Source organism: Marinobacter sp. W-8 (assembly GCF_044342215.1).
GTDB lineage: Bacteria > Pseudomonadota > Gammaproteobacteria > Pseudomonadales > Oleiphilaceae > Marinobacter > Marinobacter nauticus.
Genome location: NZ_CP172297.1, coordinates 972,858 through 991,211 on the forward strand (window position 1 = coordinate 972,858; position 18,354 = coordinate 991,211).

Genomic DNA, 18,354 nt, shown 5'->3' on the forward strand with positions numbered 1-18,354 from the left:
CCGGCCTGTCATTCTTCGTCTACACTTCCGGGAACAGTCGCACTGAAAAAGTGCGTTGTGCCATCAAACAAGATGCAGGAGTGAAGGCACCATGAAGATCAAAGATCTGGTCAAGCACTGGGATAAACACGGCCGTGGAAGACTGACCCGGGACGCCGCCTATCTGTCTTTGGCTGACCGGCATCATGACCGTTTGCAGAAGCTTGCGGCACTGTATCCGATGAAGTCCACTCAGGATCTGATGCGGGATCTGATCTCCGCCGCTCTCGACGAGCTGGAAACCAGTTTCCCCTACGTTCAGGGTGAGAAGGTTGTGGCTTACGACGAGGATGGCTTTGAAATCTATGAGGACAAAGGCCTGACGCCGCAATTCGTTGCCCTGAGCCAGAAACACATCAAGCGCCTCAAGGCCCGCCAGTTGGAGTCGGTTGCCTGACGGTTGCCAACACCCATTGCCATAGATTCTGTAACAACAACGCCGGGCTCAGCCCGGCGTTGTTGTTTGTATTACGACTTCTTCTGTTCTGCCAATCGGTCTTTCAGCGGGCCCTGGCTGATCAGGTCGTCCAGAGCGGCGGCAATCATGTCGTTCAGGATCTCACTTTCGCTCCGGTCCGGGTAGAGTTCCGCCAGGGCCGCAATCCGTGCGGCATCTTCCAGAGGCAGGCGCAGGTTGTATTCATGGCTGCGCTCCTGGGCCTGTTTTTCCTTTTCCCAATGCTGGGGCAGTTCGGTCACTTTCATGTCAGCTCCTGAGCGAAGTGGTTGAATCGTCAATAGACTTTCTGCAGTGCTCCCTAGTATCGTAAGTTTAGATTGTTTCCGTCAATTCAGAAGGAACCTGCCGTGACCGAACTGCACCCGGATCTTCGAGAAAACGTACGTTTGCTGGGCGATCTGCTTGGCCAGAGCATACTCCGATTCCCCGGACAGGACTGCTACGACCGCATTGAAGAAATCCGCGCCGCTGCCAAGGCTGACCGGCGCCAGGAAAGCGGTTCCGGACAACGCCTGGTGAAGCTCCTGGGCCAGCTCAGCGATGATGAGCTGTTACCGGTGACCCGAGCCTTTAACCAGTTTCTCAACCTTGCCAACCTCGCTGAGCAGTACCACGGAATTCGTCGCAAGCAGGGGCATCCGTCAGATCTGATGGTGGAATCTCTGGGGGACGTGTTTGATCGGCTGAAGTCCGGGGGGATAGACCCGCAAGAGTTGCATCGGAAGGTTGTAGATTTACGCATAGAGTTTGTGCTCACCGCACACCCCACCGAAGTGGCCCGGCGTACATTGATCCTCAAGTACGATGAAATGTCCGATTGCCTGTCGAGGCTGGATCATGACGACCTGATGCCCGGTGAACGGGAGGAAATCGTTGACCGGTTGTCGCTGTTGATTGCCGAGGCCTGGCATACCGACGAGATTCGGCATGAAAGGCCGACCGCCGTGGACGAGGCCAAGTGGGGCTTCGCCGTTATCGAGAACAGTCTCTGGCAGGCGCTGCCGAAATTTCTCCGTAGCCTGGATACCTCGTTGTCGGAGGCGACCGGTCAGGGGCTTCCGTTGCAGGTGTCGCCGATCCGTATTGCTTCGTGGATGGGGGGAGACCGTGATGGCAACCCCAATGTCACCCACGAAGTGACCCGGGAAGTGTTCCTGCTCGGTCGCTGGATGGCCGCAGATCTCTATCTGCGCGATATCCAGGCGCTGAGAGCAGAGCTTTCCATGTGGCAGGCAAGCGATGAATTGCGGGCCGAGGTGGGAGATTCCCGGGAGCCGTATCGTCAGGTGCTGGCCCAGTTGAGGGAGCGCCTGATCAAGACCCGGGACTGGGCAGAAGCCAGCGTCAAGGGCGAGTCGGCAGACGATTCGGGCATTCTGTTCGAGAACGAAGATCTCACCGGGCCGTTGGAATTGTGCTATCGCTCCCTGATGGAGTGCGGGCTGGAAGCCATTGCCAATGGTCCGCTGCTGGATACCATTCGCCGGGCTCATACCTTCGGCCTGCCACTGATCCGACTGGATATCCGCCAGGAGGCCTCACGCCACGCCGAGGCGGTGGCAGAGATGGTGGACTACCTGGGGTTGGGTGACTATCTGTCCTGGTCGGAACAGGAGCGCCAGGCGTTTCTGGTCAAGGAACTGAAAGGGCGGCGCCCCCTGGTGCCCCGGAATTGGCAACCCTCCGAGCCGGTTCGCGAGGTGCTGGCAACCTGCGAGGTGGTCGCTGGCCAGACACCGGAAGCCCTGGGTTCCTATGTGATTTCCATGGCCAGCAAGCCCTCGGACGTTTTAAACGTGATTTTGCTGCTGCGGGAAGCGGGGATGGCGTTCCCCATGCGCGTCGTACCGCTGTTCGAAACGTTGGATGATCTCAAGGGTGCGCCCGACAGTATGGCGGCCCTGTACGAGGTGGACTGGTATCGGGAATACTGCAGCGGGCGCCAGGAAGTGATGATCGGCTATTCAGACTCCTCGAAGGATGCCGGCCAGTTGATGGCGGCCTGGGCCCAGTACCAGGCCCAGGAGAAGCTGACCGAAGTGGCCAATCGGTATGGAGTGCATCTGACACTGTTTCATGGCCGCGGCGGCACCGTGGGGCGGGGCGGTGGTCCGGCGAATCGGGCGATTCTGTCCCAGCCGCCGGGCTCGGTGAACGGCAGCTTCCGGATTACCGAGCAGGGCGAGATGATCCGCTTTAAATTTGGTCTGCCGAGGCTGGCGGTGCAGAGCCTGACTCTGTACACCACCGCGGTGATTGAGGCGACCCTGGCGCCACCACCTGTGCCAAAGGATGAGTGGCGCGAGGTGATGGACTGGCTGACCGAGCGTTCGCTGCGGTCCTACCGTGAGGTGGTCCGTGAGAATCCCGATTTTGTGCCTTACTTCCGCCAGGTCACACCGGAAACGGCTCTGGGTAAACTCGCCCTTGGCAGCCGGCCGGCCCGGCGCAAGGCCACAGGGGGCGTTGAAAGCCTGAGAGCCATTCCGTGGATTTTTGCCTGGACCCAGATGCGGTTGATGCTGCCCAGCTGGCTGGGCAGTGATGTTGCCCTCGAAGAGGCGGCCCAGGCGGACCGCCTGCCAGAGCTGCGGGAGATGATGCAGGGCTGGCCGTTCTTCCGCACCTATGTGGATATGCTGGAAATGGTCCTCGCCAAGGCAGATTTGCGTATTGCCAGCTATTACGAACAGACCCTGGTTGAGGACGAGCACCTGCTGGCGCTTGGCCAGAGCCTGAGGCAGCGTTTGCAGGGCTGCATTGAGCGTCTGCTGGAGCTTAAACAGCAACAGACTCTGCTGGAGCAGGAGCCGGTGTTTGCCCATTCAATGAAAGTCCGGAATCCCTACACTGATCCGCTGCACTATCTGCAGGCAGAATTACTCAGGCGTGACCGGGAAAGCGAGGGGGCTGGAAAGGTGCCGGAATTGGTCGAGAGGGCGCTGAAGGTGACCATGGCCGGAATTTCTGCCGGTATGCGAAATACCGGTTAAGGTGCATAATAAGGCCGGGGCCGGACAGCCCCGGCCCATTTGCTTTAAGGAGTTACCCCCGTTGGCATTGTCGGAGAGGCTTTCGCGTTTTCTGGCCCGCAAGGGCATTACCTACCAGCCACTGGAAACGGAGCCCGTTGCCAATCTGGACGCGGCGGTGCTTGCTTCGGGTAAACCCCAGCATGACTTTATCAAGGCGACCCTGCTGATCGATATCAATGGGGTGGTTATGGTGGTACACCGTTTTGACAGCACGCTTGATATGGATGCCGTGCACCAGTTCACCGGTCGGCGCCTGCAGCCGCTGACGGCGCGCCAGACTTCCCGGTTGTTCGGGGACTGTGACGCCGGATTCGTACCTCCGATCGGAGCCGCCTGGGAGCTGCCGGTTCTGGTGGATGAAGATGTAGTGACAGCCGAAAGTGTGATCTTCTCCGGTGGCACGGACCACAGCCTGGTTGAAATGGACGGCCGGGCCTTCCGTCTGGCCCAGGCTGGCGCCCGGCAGGGACATCTGGTTATTCGTGGTCAGGGCGTGGAAGATCGCGAAGCCCTGACTCTGGAAGACGTGGCAGACAAACTGCAAAAGCTTTATCGGCTGCCGCCAATGCCGGCCCTGGCATTGCGAATCCTGCGGCTGACCGCCAATACTGAAGCGACGGCCAAAGAACTGGCCGAGTTGATCGAATTCGACCCCAGTATGACCGCGCAGATCATGCGCTATGCCCGATCAGCGCTGTTCAACTACCCCGGCCAGATAAACTCTGTACAGGAAGCGGTCACCCGGGTCCTCGGTTTTGACCGGGTTGCCCACATTGCCCTGGGTATTGCCTCGGTGCGGGCGTTTGATGTGCCCCGCGGAGGCATGCTCGGCATGGATAATTTCTGGCGCCACTCGCTTTATTGCGCGTTCCTGTGCCAGAACCTCGCCGCCTATTCCGGCCGCGACAAGGGGCTCGCCTATCTGTGCGGATTGCTGCACAACTTCGGCCTGCTGCTGGTGGGCCATCTGTTTCCATCGGAGTTTGAAGAGCTCAATGCTCTGCGGGAAATCAACCCGGAGGCAAGCATGCACTCGCTCGAGCAGGAAGTGTTTGGCCACAGTGAGCGCCAGGATATTCTGGCTGTTGGTCATGGTGCCATTGGCGGTATTCTGCACCGGCTGTGGCAGCTGCCGGAAGCCGTGATCAAAGCCGCCGGCATGCACCAGCACATCGGATACCATGGCGAGCACGAGGAATATGTCCAGATGGTGCAGCTGGCCAATGCCATGCTCAAGGAGCGTGGTATCGGTGACGAACTCAATCCTGACGACCTGCCGGCACTGGTTGAAAGCCTTGGGCTCCGGGCGGATGTGCTGGAACGGGTTCAGAGCGACATGGACCAGGTGGCTTCCGATCTGGACGTGTTGGCGTCTTCCCTCGCTTCCTGATTATTCCCAGCCCTGCAGCGGCCGTTGAGGCAGCTGACAGCCCGGCTTTCGGACAATGATACGGAGGTCGACTTTCTCTGCCGGGTGTGAGTTCGTATAATGCTGCCTCGTTTTTGTGCGTGTGCGCCGGATACACGGTCCGGAGCCGTCGAGAGGTTGTCGCAAAGGCAGAGGTCTTTGCCATAACTTTTCAAACGATAATATAAAGCAATGGGAGCACAACGTTATGCGAATCATTATGTTAGGCGCGCCAGGCGCAGGTAAGGGCACCCAGGCCCAGTTTATTACCGAGCGTTTCGAGATCCCCCAGATCTCCACGGGTGATATGCTCCGCGCTGCGGTCAAAGCCGAATCCGAGCTGGGCCTGCAGGTTAAAGAGGTTATGGCGTCTGGTGGCCTGGTGTCTGATGACATCATCATTGCCCTGATTGAAGAGCGTATCCAGCAGCCAGATTGCAAGAACGGCTTCCTGCTGGATGGCTTCCCGCGCACCATTCCCCAGGCTGAGGCCCTGAAAGACCAGGGTATCGCCATCGACTACGTGGTCGAAATCTCGGTTGAAGACGAAGAAATCGTCAGCCGCCTGTCTGGCCGTCGTGTACACGAGGGCAGTGGCCGCATCTACCACGTTAAATACGATCCGCCCAAGGTAGAAGGCAAAGACGATGAGACCGGCGAAGCGCTGATCCAGCGTGAAGACGACAAGGAAGAGACCGTTCGCAAGCGCCTCAAAATCTATCATGAGCAGACAGCGCCGCTGGTGGGCTTCTACCAGAGCTGGGCAGAGAAGGCCCCGGCCGATGCACCCAGGTATGTGCGCGTTGAAGGCGTTGGCAGCCTCGACAGTATTCGCGATCAGATTCTGTCCCAACTGAAGTGATCGAAACCGGCTCAGCCCAGGAGGCGTGATTCTGTGAAACTTCTGGCACTGGATACCTCATCCGAGGGCTGTTCCGCGGCACTCTGGCTGGATGGCCGGGTGACCGAGCGATTCGAGGTGGCTCCGCGGGGCCACACTCGCCTGTTAATGCCCATGGTTCGCGAATTGTTCGCGGAGCAGGGCCTGTCCCCAACCGATCTCGATGCGCTGGCGTTCGCCCGGGGCCCAGGCTCTTTCACCGGGCTGCGGATTGCAACCGGTGTAGTCCAGGGATTGGCCTGGGGGCTGGATATCCCCGTGGTTCCAGTGTCGTCCCTGGCGGCGGTGGCGCTCGCGGCGATCGAAACGCACGCCCTGCAGGAGGGTGATTGCATTGCGGTGGCCTTTGACGCCCGCATGGGGGAGGTTTACTGGGGCGTGTTCCGCTGTGAGGCGGGGCTTCCAGTGTTGCTGAGCGAGGAGCGGGTCTGCCCGCCTGACGCGGTGACTCTGCCACCGGATGCCAGTGGCAACTGGTACGGCGCCGGTCAGGGCTGGACCCTGAAAGAGCAGATGCCCGGTGAACTCGTTGAACGCCTCGCAGCCATTGACGATACGTTGTTGCCGGCAGCGGCCCAGGTGGCGAAGCTGGCCGAACAGGGAATGTCGAACGGGCAGGCGGTGCCAGCAGAGCAGGCACAACCGGTGTATATCCGGGACGAAGTGGCCTGGAAGAAGTTGCCCGGTCGGGAGTGAACCCCGCTCCAACCGCCGTCTTTGCATTCTGCACCAGATCCTCCATAATGCGATGACGACTCTGAATCCTCACCCCGGTGGTGCGTTATGATTGGCGGCATCAATCCCTCAAATCCTTCGTTGTACCAGGCGGGTAATAACTCCCCGGCCCGGGAACGCACGGATGTATCCCGCACCCCGGCGGCGGACCCCCAGGCACTTGCCACGGGTGATGTTCGCAACCAGCTCAATACCGCCCGTCAGGATCGGGATACCGCCCCCGGTAATCCGGCACAGCCCGGTGGTACCGGCCCGGAACTGGACAGCCGGCGTGTCGAAGCCCGGCGCGCGGCGGAAGATGCCCGGCTTGAACGTTTCCGCGCAGATGAATTGCCGCTTCCTGCCGCCCGCGCGCTGTCGGCTTTTGCCGGCGTTGCCGCTGCCGGACAGGAGTTTGAGAGCGGCAGCGTGCTGAGCGGAATTGATATTCTGGTCTGATGCCGTCGCCTTCCTCTCACACCGAGCTTCCGGATTCCTCGTCTCTCCGTCACATCCTGGCCGTTGCTCATAGCCCCTTGGCTGAACCGGGCGTAGCCCGTACGCTGGCCACCGAGCTGGGGCTTGACTGGCTGGGCGTGGTCGCCCCCAAACAGGTTCGGGACTACGGTCTTCTATTGTTCATGGACGAGCATGGGCTGGCGTTACAACAAACCGGTAAAGGTGCGCCCGGGCCAGTCAGGGCGGAATTTGTCAGTGGCAAGATGGGCTACCGGCGCGAGCACGGTGGTGGCGCTGGCCAGTTGGTGGCGCGCGCCGTGGGTATGCAGAAAACCCGGGCTCCGTTGCAGGTGCTTGATGCCACCGCCGGCCTCGGCCAGGACGCCTTTGTACTGGCCTCCCTGGGGTGCCAGATGACACTGTTCGAGCGTAACCCGATCATTCATGCCCTGTTGGCCGATGGCCTGTACCGGGCTAGCCTGAATGAGGCTTGTGCACCGATTGTGGCGCGAATGACGCTGCACTCTGGCAACTCACTGGACTGGATGAACCAGGCAGGACCCGAAGCCGTCGATGTGGTCTATCTGGACCCGATGTTTCCGCATCGGGACAAGTCTGCGCTGGTCAAGAAGGAAATGCAGGTGTTCCGGCAGGTGGTGGGTGATGATGACGACGCCAGCCAGCTACTGGAGGCCGCGCTCGGCTGTGCCCGCTATCGGGTGGTGGTCAAACGCCCCCGCAAGGCACCCGCGATCGCCGGACCGGAGCCGGCTGCGCGGGTTGAGGGTAAAAGCAGTCGCTACGACATCTATCCGATCCGGGCGCTGCCGGCCTGACAGTGCCGCAGCGATCTGTCAGGCGTCTAGCATGGTGACCTGCTGGATAGCCTGTCGCTTCTCCACGCTCAGAACCAGACGGGCGTCTTCAGCCACTTCATCCAGACCCTCGCCATAGCACAGCCGACCGTCTTCATCGGTTGTGAGAACGCCGTTTTTCTGCATATTGGCTATGAAGTTCCGGAACAGGGTCTTGTCGAAGAACTCCGGTGCGTTCAGGCCGAATAGGATCGACATCCTTTCCGCCAGCAAGGTGCTCTGTTCTTCCAGCTCCGCCGCCGTCAGGTTGCCGGAGCCATATTTTCTGAGTATGCCCAGGGTGATGTGATAGCGTTCCAGGGTCTGGATGATGAAGCGGGACAGAATCCGCGACCGCAGCATCGCTTCGGTACCTTCCTCGGGCCGTCCCAGGCGCTCATCCGCAAGCCTGATCAGCAAGCCCTGGTCCACCAGCACGTCAATCCACTGGTTGATCACCGCGTCTACCTTTTCCTGGTCATACTGCAGGAACAGCTCTGACTGCAGGTAGGGATAGGCGACGCTGGTGAGGAAAACGATCTTTTCCCGGCTCAGGCTGGCCTTGTTCTCGAACAGGCTGGCAATGAGCGCTGGTAGAGCAAACAGATGCTGGATGTTGTTGCGGTAGTAAGTCATCAGGATGGCGTTCGAGCCTTCCAGGGCAATAATGTCGCCCAGTTTCTGGGGCTGACGGGTAATCAGCCCCATGTTCTCGCAATAGGCAATCCAGTCCCGGCCGCTGCCTTCGGGCAGGGTAATGGTTTCGGCATAGGGATAGGCGCGCAGCAGGTCAGCATACTTGTCCAGCAGGCGGATCAGCTGGCCCTCATCCATCGCCAGCCGCTCAGTGCCCAGCAGAACGGTGGCCGTCATGCCAATCGGGTTCACGGCCACCGAGGCGTTGATGTTGCTGGCCACACGCTGGGACAGATTATCAACGGCCTGGTTCAGCCAGGACGGGCGATACTCGGCGTCATAGGCTTCGTGGCGCCAGCTTTCGTGAACGTCGTCCAGCACCTTGTCCAGGTGGATTGGATCACCGAAGTTGACGGCAACGCGACCAAACGAGTTGGTCAGTTTGCGAGCGGTCTTGGCGAGACCGAAAATGCTTTCTTTCTGTTTCTTTTTCCCGCGCAGCTCGCCGAGGTAGGAGCGCCCTTCCATGACTTTCTCGTAGCCGATGTACACCGGTACAAAAACGATGGGCTTGCGGTGATCCCGCAGGAAGCTGCGAACGGTCATCGACAGCATGCCCGGGCGTGGCGGCAGCATGCGGCCGGTCCGGGAGCGGCCACCCTCGACGAAATACTCCACCGAGTAGCCTCGCGTGAACATCACGTGCATGTACTCGTTGAACACGGTGGCATAGAGTGGGTTGTCCTTGAAGCTGCGGCGCATGAAAAACGCGCCACCACGTCGCAGGATTGGTCCCACGATGGGCATGTTCAGGTTAATGCCTGCCGCAATGTGGGGCGGCATCAGGCCGTTTTTGTAGAGCACATAGGACAGCAGCAGGTAGTCGATGTGGGAGCGGTGGCAGGGTACGTAGACCACAGCGTTGTCCTGTGCCGCTTCCTTGGCTACCCCAATGTTGTGGATGGCAATGCCGTTGTAGATCCGGTTCCAGAGCCAGGCCAATACCAGTTCCAGGAAGCGAATAGTGACAATCGACATGCTGGCGGCGATCTCGTCGGCGTATTTGTAGGCCTTGGCGCGGACCTTCTCCGGCGGGATATCATCCTTCGCAGCAGTCTCACGGATGGCTTCCTTGACCGCCTGGGTGCGTACCAGCCCCTCCACCAGGGTGCGTCGATGCGACAAATCCGGCCCCAGCACCGCCTGGCGTACACGACGGAAGTGGGTTCGCAGAATTCGCGCCAGCTTGCGGTTGGCCTTCTGCTCGTTGTCGCGATACTCGTCCACCACCTGCCTGAGTGACAGCGGCTGGTTGAACTGCACGTAGGTGTTGCGACCATGCACAAGAATAATCAGAAATTTCTGCAGGCGGCCCGCCACCGACCAGGTGTCGGAGAGCAGTAGCTTGACCAGGGACTTTTCCTTGTCGGGTGAGCGGCCCCAGAACAGCGAGACGGGCACAATCTGGACGTCCTGATCCGGATGTTCCAGCCCGAAGTGGACCAGATCAGTAAATTCCCGGGTAGGCACCGGCTTGTGCCGGCCGCCCCGAAACAGGCCGCCAATGCGTTTGTAAAGGAAGAAAAACGAATGCGAGGGCCCGTTTTTGACCGGCAAGGTATCTGTGGCTCCCGGCAACCGGGCCCGGATGACTTCCTGCTCCAGCACCAGCCGGCTCGACAGCGAGCTGTACTGGAGCACGTAACAGACGGGCTTGTCCGGGTCCAGCCCGAGGGCTTCCAGGGTATTGCCACTGACATCAGTCCTGACCCATAAAAACAGGATCTTTCGGAAAAGAGACAGGATCAGGCTGCGAATGCCCTGATAAAGTCGCATAAACGGTTACTCCGGTCCTGGAAACAGGCGCCAAGTTTAACGGGTTGGGGCGGTAGCGGAAAGTCGTGCACTAATTCTTGGTGATGAATGTGATGTGGTACATTTCGGGACTGGTATTCAGGCAGCAGGAAAGGCAGGGCATGGCAGACGACAAGGCACAGTGGGTACCCGGGTGGAATGAGGCCTCGCCGGAGCAGGGTGATCTGCTGCTGGCGTTCACGGGCAACAGTATTCTGAAGCCGGCGGATGGCTGGTTCCTTCGCTGGGGTGGCCCGGAAATGGGTGGCAGCCGACCGGAGGCGCTGTCCCTGGGCGCCTGGGAGGGGCGCCCTCTGTATGTCACCATGCTGCCGGACACCGGTGTGCCGGGCATGCAGACGCTGTCCCTGCGTGAGGCTATGCTGCTTACGCCCGGGGCGCCGGTGGATCTGCTCAGTACCGGTTATCAGGTTTGGCAGTGGTGGCAGGACCATCGTTACTGCGGCCGCTGTGGAGAGAAAACCGGAGCCCATCCCCGCGAACGGGCGCGCTGGTGCAACCGGTGTGGCATCCCCTGGTACCCGCGTATTGCCCCTTGCATCATTACCGTTATTCTCCGGGGCGACCGCTTCCTGCTGGCAAAATCCGCGCGGGTCACCCGCAACTTCTACAGTCTGATCGCTGGTTTTGTGGAGCCGGGCGAGAATCTGGAGCAGGCGGTGGCCCGGGAGGTGATGGAGGAAACCGGCTTGGCGGTGACCAACATTCGCTATCAGGGGTCGCAGCCCTGGCCATTTCCTCACCAGTTGATGCTGGGCTTCTTTGCCGACTACGAGAGTGGTGAATTGCGGTTGCAGGAAGACGAACTGGCGGATGCTGGCTGGTTTACGGTGGATGAACATCCTCCGGTTCCGCCAGAAACCACCATAGCAGGGCGATTGATCAATGCCCTGAAAGCAGAGATTACTGCCGGCAATGGTGGTAACCACCATGATTGACCGTCGCCCGAGGGTGCTGGTGTTTGATTCCGGGGTCGGTGGCCTGAGTGTCGCCGCCTGTATCCACCAGACGTTGCCCGGTGCGGAGCTTGTTTACCTGGCTGATAATGCCGGCTTTCCCTATGGCGACAAGCCCGAACAGGTGGTGATCGAGCGCTGTTGCACGCTTATACGGCAGTGCCTGGCCCGATTCCCCTGTGATGTGGTGGTGGTGGCATGCAATACCGCCAGTACCGTTGTCTTGCCCGAGCTCAGGGCCGCCATTGATGTGCCGGTGGTGGGGGTGGTGCCGGCTGTTAAACCGGCGGCGGCCTGTTCCACCAATCGCCGCATAGGCCTTCTGGCGACACCGGCGACTGTGAAACGCGCCTATCTGGATGATCTGATTCAGGAGTTTGCCCGGGATTGTGAGGTATTCCGCCTTGGTCATCCGGCCCTGGTGCGCTGGGCAGAGGAGCTGGTTGGCGGCTCTGCGCCGAATCAGGTGGAGGTGGATGAGGCCATGGTGCCGCTGCGGGATGCCGGTGTCGACACGGTGGTTCTGGGCTGTACCCATTACCCGTTACTGTTGCCCTGGTTGCGCAAGGCGTTACCGGAGGTGATGCACTGGGTGGAGTCTGGCGAGGCGATTGCCCGCCGCGTGGCCTGGTGGTTTGAACAGGCCGGTGACCTGGCCTGTGCGCAGACACCGCCTAACCAGTCCGGGGCTGTGGTGACCAGTGCCTGCTTTTCTGGTGATGCGCCGGAAGACCTGGGCCCGTTCATGTCGGAAATGGGCATCCCGGTGGTGATGGTCGCCGGTCACTGGCCCGGCGTTACAGCAACCGGGTCAGTTTGAACATGGCGAGGAATTCCAGAGCTGGAATAGCCCGCTTGTGGCAGCAGTAGGTTTTGAAGCCATCGCCGCGGAAGCGTGATTTGGTGAACTCCAGCCCCTTGAAGTTGTACAGGAAGTTTCCTTTCTCATAGATGCCGTGGAGCATCTTCTTGAGCAGCCGGCTTTCCTGGTGCTCCGTGGCTTTGTCCAGGGACAGAGGTATCAGGCCCAGGTCCAGAAATGGCACACCCTCGGCCTTGAAAACATCCATGGCGTGGGCCATCAGGGTATAGAAGATACCCTGACGGAAATCCGCGTTGGCGCGGGAGATGTTGGGCACATAACTGATGATTTCGTTGTTGCGATAGATCGGGTCGAAGTAGATAAAGCCGACGGCTTTGCCATCCTGATAGGCGTAGAAATGGCGTTCGTTTTCCCGATAATCCATTTCCATCGGGCGAATCAGGAAACGGATTTCGTTGCTCTTGCATTTTCGGGTGCGAATCCACGCTTCCGATATTTCCCGCGTGTGGTCATCACTGAAACGCTCCTTCACCGTGATCCCGTTCTTTTCGGCCTGGTTCAGGGCGGTTCTCAGAATCTGCTTTTTCTTGCCGCTGAGGGACCATTTGCGCAGGTCGATGCGGGATTCGCTGCCAAACTGGGTGCCGTAGAGCCCGAAGCGTAGATGCAGGAAATCCACCACCGGTTTGGAGACCTGGATGTAGCAGGCATTCGGAAACTTCTGGTGGAAGCGCTCCAGAATCACCGGGAAGTTCTCGGGTGCGCAAACCGGGTCTGACAGCACAAAGGTGCCGCCCCATTTACGCATGTAGGCCACGTAGCCCATCCCTTCAACATCGAAGTACTGCATCCCCGGCTGCAGAGTCGAGAAGGACTGTGAGTGCACGCCGAACTGCTTGAGGTAGTTCACCCGCTCTGAAAACGTAAACTGTCCGTCGGTGAGTCCCTGGGTACGGTCCAGTGCAAGAATCTGGTCTGACATGATGACGCTCCCGATAACCTGTTGTTGTTTTTGGTGTCAGGGGTTCAGGCCTGTTTTCGGCCGAGGATGGACCAGTAGCAGTCCATGTGCAGAAGCTTGAAGTGCTTCTTCTCGGTTACCTGCAGGCCCAGGCGCTGCATGTGCTCGGGGTAGTTGTAGATCTTGTGGAAGGCGTTGTTGGCAAACAGCCAGAAAATGAACACCGCCATGTACCAGTAGAGTTTCTTGAACATGCGGGACAGGATGTTGCCCGTCGGGTAGCAGAAGTCGCCGACAACCACTCTGGCATCGGCCTTGCCCAGGCGAATCAGGTGCTCGAGCACCTTCACCATCATGTCTTCGTCAAACACGTTCAGGAAAAAGTTGGCGACCACCATGTCATATTGCTCGAACTCATCCACCTTCATGATGTCGCTGTGGATGCGGCGTATGGTCAGATGAGGCGCTTCTTTATGCTGGGCATCGGCGAATTTGCGCAGCATGGTTTCGGACAGATCGACCACCGTTACATCCGCTCCCAGCTCTGCGGCTCGGATAGCGTCCCGGCCGTGGCCGACGCCGGCAAAGAGAATGCGGTCTCCGGGTTTTACCGTTTCCACATCCAGCATGGCGGTCTTGCAGCGATGGATGTTCTTGCCGCTGTAGAGATTGCTGAGAAAATCGTAGACGGGGCCAATATACTTGTACTTGTCGCGCATGATGACTGCTGCCTTCTTCTTGTTCCCTGGTTGTCCGCCACCGTTATTGTGATTGTTGCTCCGACAGCCTGTCGGACATTCCGGTGATCGGTTACTGATAAACCGAGCTTAGAGAAGGGGTAGGTTGAAAGATGTGCAGTACTGCGCATTTCCGGATACACAAAGTAACGTAAGGATACACTTTGCAAACCGGGTCAATGTTTTGGTTCTGAGTGTCAGACAATCGATAATCGTTTTAGCCGGTATGTGCGAAGGCCAGACCATCTTTGGCCAGCAACCGTGTAATGTCGGCGGCGGGTCGGGCGGGGCCGTAGAAGAAGCCCTGAACCTGGTGACAGCCGAGGCTTTTCAGGTACGCAAGTTGGTCGTCGGTTTCCACACCTTCGGCCACAATCTCGAGTTTCAGGCCGTGTGCCATGGCGATAATGGCGTTGACGATGCAGGCTCCGTCTTCGCCACTGCGTATGGCTTTAACAAAGGACTGGTCCACCTTCAGAGTGTGAATCGGTAGACGGTGCAGGTAATTGAGCGAGGAATAGCCGGTACCGAAATCGTCGATGGCGATGCGCACGCCGGTGGCGGCCAGCTCCTTGAGCTTGCGGCTGATCTGTTCAAGATCATTCATGATCACATTTTCTGTGATTTCGATTTCCAGGTTATCGGCCGGGAAGTTGTGGGCGGCCACCCGGTTCATCAGGGTTTCGACGAATCTGGGGTGCTCCACCTGGCTGGGGGAGAGGTTCACCGCCAGGCGCAGGTCGGAATGCCCGCTACTGATCCAGCGGCCCACGTCGCGGCAGGCCTGATCGATAACCTGTTCACTGAGTTTGCCAACCAGCCGGGTTTCTTCTGCCAGGGGCAGGAAATCCCCGGGGTAGAGCAGTCCCCGTTCCGGGTGCTGCCAGCGCACCAGGGCCTCCAGGCCCACCACCCGGTTGGAACGGGAGCATACCTGAGGCTGGTAAAACACCCGGAGCTCGTTGCGTTCCAGTGCCAGGCGAAGATCCCGTTCCAGGCTCAGCCGGTTGGCGGTGTTGATGCTCATGCTGTCGGAATAGAAGCGATAGCCATCTTTACCCCGCGCTTTCACGTGGTACATGGCAATATCGGCGTTCTGTATCAGCAGATCCATGGTCTCGCCGGCTTCGGGGAATACTGAAATCCCGATACTGACCCCCACAAAGACCTCGTGGTCTCCCAGCTGGAACGGCGCTTTCAGAGCGTTGATCAGTTTACGGGCAATGTTCCTTGCGTCGTCGTTGCCGTGAATGCTCGGCAATAACAGGGTGAATTCATCGCCCCCGAAGCGGGACAGGGTGTCTCCCCGGCGCAGGCACTTTTCCAGTCGATGCGTGACCGCCTGCAACAGGCGATCTCCCATGGCGTGTCCGAGCGTGTCGTTAACCACCTTGAAGCGGTCCAGATCCAGAAACATCACGGCAAGTTTCTGCTGGCTGCGTCGTGCATGGGTGATGGCCAGTTCCAGCCGGTCTTTGAACAGAGCCCGATTCGGCAGCCGGGTCAGCAGGTCGTGGTAAGCCTGGAAATTGATGAAGGCCTCGGCCTCCTTGCGCTCGGTGACATCGCGGGCGATGCCATAATAACGCGCTGGCTGGCCGGTGCAGCCGCCCTGGGTCTTGCCGGTCTGGGGCCAGGTTTGTGGGTCTACCGGGAAGGCGGTGATCTCGAAATGACGGGTGGCCTTGCGGCTGCCCCTGGTTTTCAGGCGGACCTCCAGCACCCGGGGATTATCGGCAGAGATGTTGGGGCCCTGCAGAGCATAGGTGCCACGGGCCACGTCCCGGTCGTCCAGTATGTGGCGGAAATGCTGCCCGCAGAGCTCTGAGGGCTGATAGCCGAGCAGGCTTTCGACCTTGTTGTTGATGAAGCAGATATGCCCGGTTTCATCGAGCATGAACACGATGTCCGGCGAGCTGTTGACGATATAGCGGTGCAGAGCCTCGGATTTCTCCAGCCGGGACTGAACCATCTCATGGGCGCGAATAAGCGACTGCTTGCCCAGAACCCCTTCCACAGTTGCCAGCAATTCTTCCGGGTCAAAGGGTTTACGGATGTAATCCAGTGCGCCCCGGCGCAGGGCCCGACTGACGGTGCTGAAAGACGACTCTCCGCTGACCACAATGACACCGCAATCCGGCTGCAGCCGGCCGGTTTCCGCCATTACCTGGAAACCGTCCAGCTCTGGCATGTTCAGATCCAGCAGGGCCAGATCAAAGGCTTGCCGGTGAAGCTGTTCACAGGCCTGTCGCCCACCGTGGGCTTCTGACACCTCAAAACCCCGGCTCCGGAGGAGGTCGGCCAGGGTTTTGAGCAGGCGTGGCTCGTCGTCTGCCACCAGGATACTGGAGCGTCGTGAAAGGCTGGAGGACTCTGTGGTCTGTTCGCTTGCCATGGCTGTGTGTCCGTGGTTTCGTCGTCAGTCGGTGTCGTTATCGTTATGACTTGCCGCCGGCAGCAGTATCCGGAAGGCCGTGCCCTCCTGGCCGGTGTGGCAAGCAATGATGCCCTCCATGTCATCAATCAGTTGTTTAACAATGCTCAGCCCCAGGCCGCTATGGCCATCTCCCTTGGTGCTGTTGACCGGTTCAAACAGTCGGCGTTGCAATGGCTCCGGAATGCCGGGACCGTTATCGGTGACCTGCAACTCAACCCAGCGTCGCCGGTTCTGAAACAGGGGTGCCGTGGTTTTCAACGTGACGGTTCCGGGCCGCTCTCCAAAGCCCTCAACTGCGTTTCTGGCCAGATTAAGGACGATCTGGCGGACCGCAGAGGGGGCTGCCTGTACTTGAGTGTCCGCTTTGCAGAGGTGCAGGTGAAGCTCCCGGTGATCGTCATGGAACAGGCTATCCCGAAGGATTCTGCCCAGACCGGTCAGTTCTTCGTTCAGATCGGTGTCGGAGCCTGTTGCTTCGGCCGCGTGCTGGCTGATCTGCAACAACAGGTTGCCGGCACGCTCGAGTTCTTCCTGAATGATGTTCAGCTCATCCTGAACATCTGGATCCTGGAGCCGGCTGCGCAGCTGGAACAGGTACTGGCGGATAATGGTGAGCGGGTTACTGACCTCGTGTACCTGTCGGCGCAGACGATCGTTCACCATTTGCTGGTCCGAGCCAAGGCGATCGGCAGATGACAGCTTGAGAACCGCCGAGAGTTCCCGGGTGAACAACTCGCCGAGGTTGCGCGCACCCGCCACTGTCTGGTCGTCGATGCCAATCACGAACACACTGTCCCCGGTTGAAACGGGGAGCGCCAGTAGTGAGGGTGCGGCCAGCAGGGAGCACAGCTGTTGATCAAGCACGGTGGGTTCGGCCTGATCCATGGTTGTGGTGGTGCCGGTTCTCAGAGCAGTGGTTAGCGCACTGTCGCCGTAGGCTGGATTAACGGACATCTCGGGCAGTTGCCGGCAGGTGCCTGAACGCAGCCTAAGATCCTCACCCTCCCGGCTGAAGCAGAGCACGGGGAGACCGGTGATCAGTGCCAGGCTGCTGGCGGCTTCCGACACCAGTGTGGAGAGGTTTTCCGGGCCAGAGGCTGGCAACGCCAGCGCGGTTCGCACCATGGTGTGTTCCAGCAGCCGCTGGTTCAGCTGACGTCTGGCCTCGCGGGCATCGTAGTCAGTATCCAGAGGGATACCGAGGGATGCGGCCACGCTGGCAACCTCTTCGCCGATCTTCTTGTTGATCTCACGGGTCAGATCTTCCTGCAACCCGAAAATGGTGGCCGCTGCCCCTACGCCTACGGCATCAGACAGAGCTAGCCGGGTAGAGAGACTGACCACCTTGACCAGGTGCCCGGCATCCCTCAGTTGTCCGGGCAAGGCCTGTTGATAGCGCATGGCATCGACAGCCATTGTGCCCAGCCCCCAGGAGGACACCAGCCCGGCGGCGATGTCGTTCTGCTGGTTCAATATCTGTTGCTTGCGTTCGGGGCAGGGTGTTTTGATCGCAATGAGCTCGCCAATGTTATGCATCATCCCCAGAAGAAAGGCCTCTTCCGGTTCCGGGTAGCGGGTCAGCGTAGCCAGCGTCTTGGCCGTCAATGCGGTGGTCAGGGAGTGCCGCCAGAAGTCCCTCAGTTGTTGCCACTCATCGCCTCCAAGTTCGAACATCAGCTGTCGCAGGGCGGACGTCAGCAGCAGCGTCTGGAATTTTCGGGTCCCCAGTCTCAACAAGGCTTGTTCAACAGAATGGCTGGGAGCTCCCCGATGGTAGAGCGCGGAACTGGTGAGGGCGAGTAACTGGGTAACGAGGGCGGTGTCGGCAGAAACGATACGACTGATTTCGCGATAGCTTTGACCGGAATGGCAGGCGTCCAGAGCGCGCAGGATAACCTCCGGAAGGCTCGGCAGCTGTAGATCTGACGCAATATCCGTCGCTGTAGTCATGGCACGCCCCTTTGGTCCTGCGCGGTCCGCTAATGGCCGTGCGCAAGCTTCCCTGTTCTGAATTGAAATAATATGACAGGGTGTTCATTCTTCTTGTTGGTCCCTGAGC

General features: G+C 59.4%; 15 protein-coding genes. 9 read left to right on the top strand and 6 right to left on the bottom strand.

Annotated elements, in window-relative coordinates; translation table 11 throughout:
* The first annotated feature begins 91 nt into the window (after nucleotides 1-91).
* Nucleotides 92-436, top strand: coding sequence for a pilin assembly protein (locus ACF8YQ_RS04475; RefSeq protein ID WP_396622696.1), 345 nt, complete (start codon nucleotides 92-94; stop codon nucleotides 434-436).
* A gap of 71 nt (nucleotides 437-507) precedes the next feature.
* Here ACF8YQ_RS04475 and ACF8YQ_RS04480 read toward each other — a convergent pair whose 3' ends face one another.
* Nucleotides 508-744 (bottom strand): hypothetical protein, encoded by a 237-nt coding sequence (locus tag ACF8YQ_RS04480; RefSeq protein WP_011785702.1) that lies wholly within the window; start codon nucleotides 742-744, stop codon nucleotides 508-510.
* Between the two features lie 102 nt (nucleotides 745-846).
* On the opposite strand from ACF8YQ_RS04480, the gene ppc reads away from it, so the two are divergent.
* From ppc to ACF8YQ_RS04510, 6 genes are all read left to right on the top strand, one after another.
* Nucleotides 847-3,492: a phosphoenolpyruvate carboxylase gene (gene ppc, locus ACF8YQ_RS04485; RefSeq protein ID WP_396622697.1), complete on the top strand. Its 2,646-nt coding sequence runs from the start codon at nucleotides 847-849 to the stop codon at nucleotides 3,490-3,492.
* A gap of 61 nt (nucleotides 3,493-3,553) precedes the next feature.
* A complete protein-coding gene (locus ACF8YQ_RS04490; RefSeq protein WP_286895006.1) occupies nucleotides 3,554-4,924 on the top strand; it encodes an HDOD domain-containing protein in 1,371 nt (456 codons plus the stop codon).
* 226 nt (nucleotides 4,925-5,150) lie between these two features.
* Nucleotides 5,151-5,804 (top strand): adenylate kinase, encoded by a 654-nt coding sequence (gene adk / locus ACF8YQ_RS04495; RefSeq protein ID WP_011785699.1) that lies wholly within the window; start codon nucleotides 5,151-5,153, stop codon nucleotides 5,802-5,804.
* A 33-nt stretch (nucleotides 5,805-5,837) separates the two neighbouring features.
* On the top strand, nucleotides 5,838-6,539 hold the full coding sequence (tsaB, locus tag ACF8YQ_RS04500; protein WP_153741222.1) for a tRNA (adenosine(37)-N6)-threonylcarbamoyltransferase complex dimerization subunit type 1 TsaB: 702 nt from the start codon (nucleotides 5,838-5,840) through the stop codon (nucleotides 6,537-6,539).
* A gap of 87 nt (nucleotides 6,540-6,626) precedes the next feature.
* The gene (locus tag ACF8YQ_RS04505; protein ID WP_011785697.1) at nucleotides 6,627-7,016 is read left to right on the top strand and encodes a hypothetical protein; all 390 of its coding nucleotides are present in this window, start codon (nucleotides 6,627-6,629) and stop codon (nucleotides 7,014-7,016) included.
* Complete coding sequence (locus tag ACF8YQ_RS04510) at nucleotides 7,016-7,852, top strand: class I SAM-dependent methyltransferase (protein WP_011785696.1); 837 nt, start codon at nucleotides 7,016-7,018, stop codon at nucleotides 7,850-7,852. Before ACF8YQ_RS04505 ends, ACF8YQ_RS04510 begins: the two co-directional genes overlap by 1 nt.
* Nucleotides 7,853-7,870: 18 nt before the next feature.
* On the opposite strand, the gene plsB is transcribed toward ACF8YQ_RS04510, so the two are convergent.
* Nucleotides 7,871-10,342 carry a glycerol-3-phosphate 1-O-acyltransferase PlsB gene (gene plsB, locus ACF8YQ_RS04515; protein WP_396622698.1) on the bottom strand — a complete coding sequence of 824 codons (2,472 nt, stop codon included), beginning with the start codon at nucleotides 10,340-10,342 and terminating at the stop codon, nucleotides 7,871-7,873.
* A 140-nt stretch (nucleotides 10,343-10,482) separates the two neighbouring features.
* Here plsB and nudC point away from each other — a divergent pair, with 140 nt between their 5' ends.
* Nucleotides 10,483-11,319, top strand: a complete 837-nt coding sequence (nudC, locus tag ACF8YQ_RS04520; protein WP_396622699.1) for an NAD(+) diphosphatase — start codon at nucleotides 10,483-10,485, stop codon at nucleotides 11,317-11,319.
* On the top strand, nucleotides 11,312-12,157 hold the full coding sequence (gene murI / locus ACF8YQ_RS04525; protein WP_396622700.1) for a glutamate racemase: 846 nt from the start codon (nucleotides 11,312-11,314) through the stop codon (nucleotides 12,155-12,157). Before nudC ends, murI begins: the two co-directional genes overlap by 8 nt.
* On the opposite strand, the gene ACF8YQ_RS04530 is transcribed toward murI, so the two are convergent.
* The 4 genes from ACF8YQ_RS04530 to ACF8YQ_RS04545 all read right to left on the bottom strand — a co-directional run bounded on the left by ACF8YQ_RS04530 (nucleotide 12,135) and on the right by ACF8YQ_RS04545 (nucleotide 18,245).
* Nucleotides 12,135-13,142: a DUF2156 domain-containing protein gene (locus ACF8YQ_RS04530; protein ID WP_014420787.1), complete on the bottom strand. Its 1,008-nt coding sequence runs from the start codon at nucleotides 13,140-13,142 to the stop codon at nucleotides 12,135-12,137. The genes murI and ACF8YQ_RS04530 overlap by 23 nt on opposite strands.
* Nucleotides 13,143-13,186: 44 nt before the next feature.
* Nucleotides 13,187-13,840: a class I SAM-dependent methyltransferase gene (locus ACF8YQ_RS04535; protein WP_396622701.1), complete on the bottom strand. Its 654-nt coding sequence runs from the start codon at nucleotides 13,838-13,840 to the stop codon at nucleotides 13,187-13,189.
* Between the two features lie 235 nt (nucleotides 13,841-14,075).
* The gene (locus tag ACF8YQ_RS04540; RefSeq protein ID WP_396622702.1) at nucleotides 14,076-16,253 is read right to left on the bottom strand and encodes a putative bifunctional diguanylate cyclase/phosphodiesterase; all 2,178 of its coding nucleotides are present in this window, start codon (nucleotides 16,251-16,253) and stop codon (nucleotides 14,076-14,078) included.
* 24 nt (nucleotides 16,254-16,277) lie between these two features.
* A complete protein-coding gene (locus ACF8YQ_RS04545; protein ID WP_396622703.1) occupies nucleotides 16,278-18,245 on the bottom strand; it encodes an HDOD domain-containing protein in 1,968 nt (655 codons plus the stop codon).
* Nucleotides 18,246-18,354 lie beyond the last annotated feature (109 nt).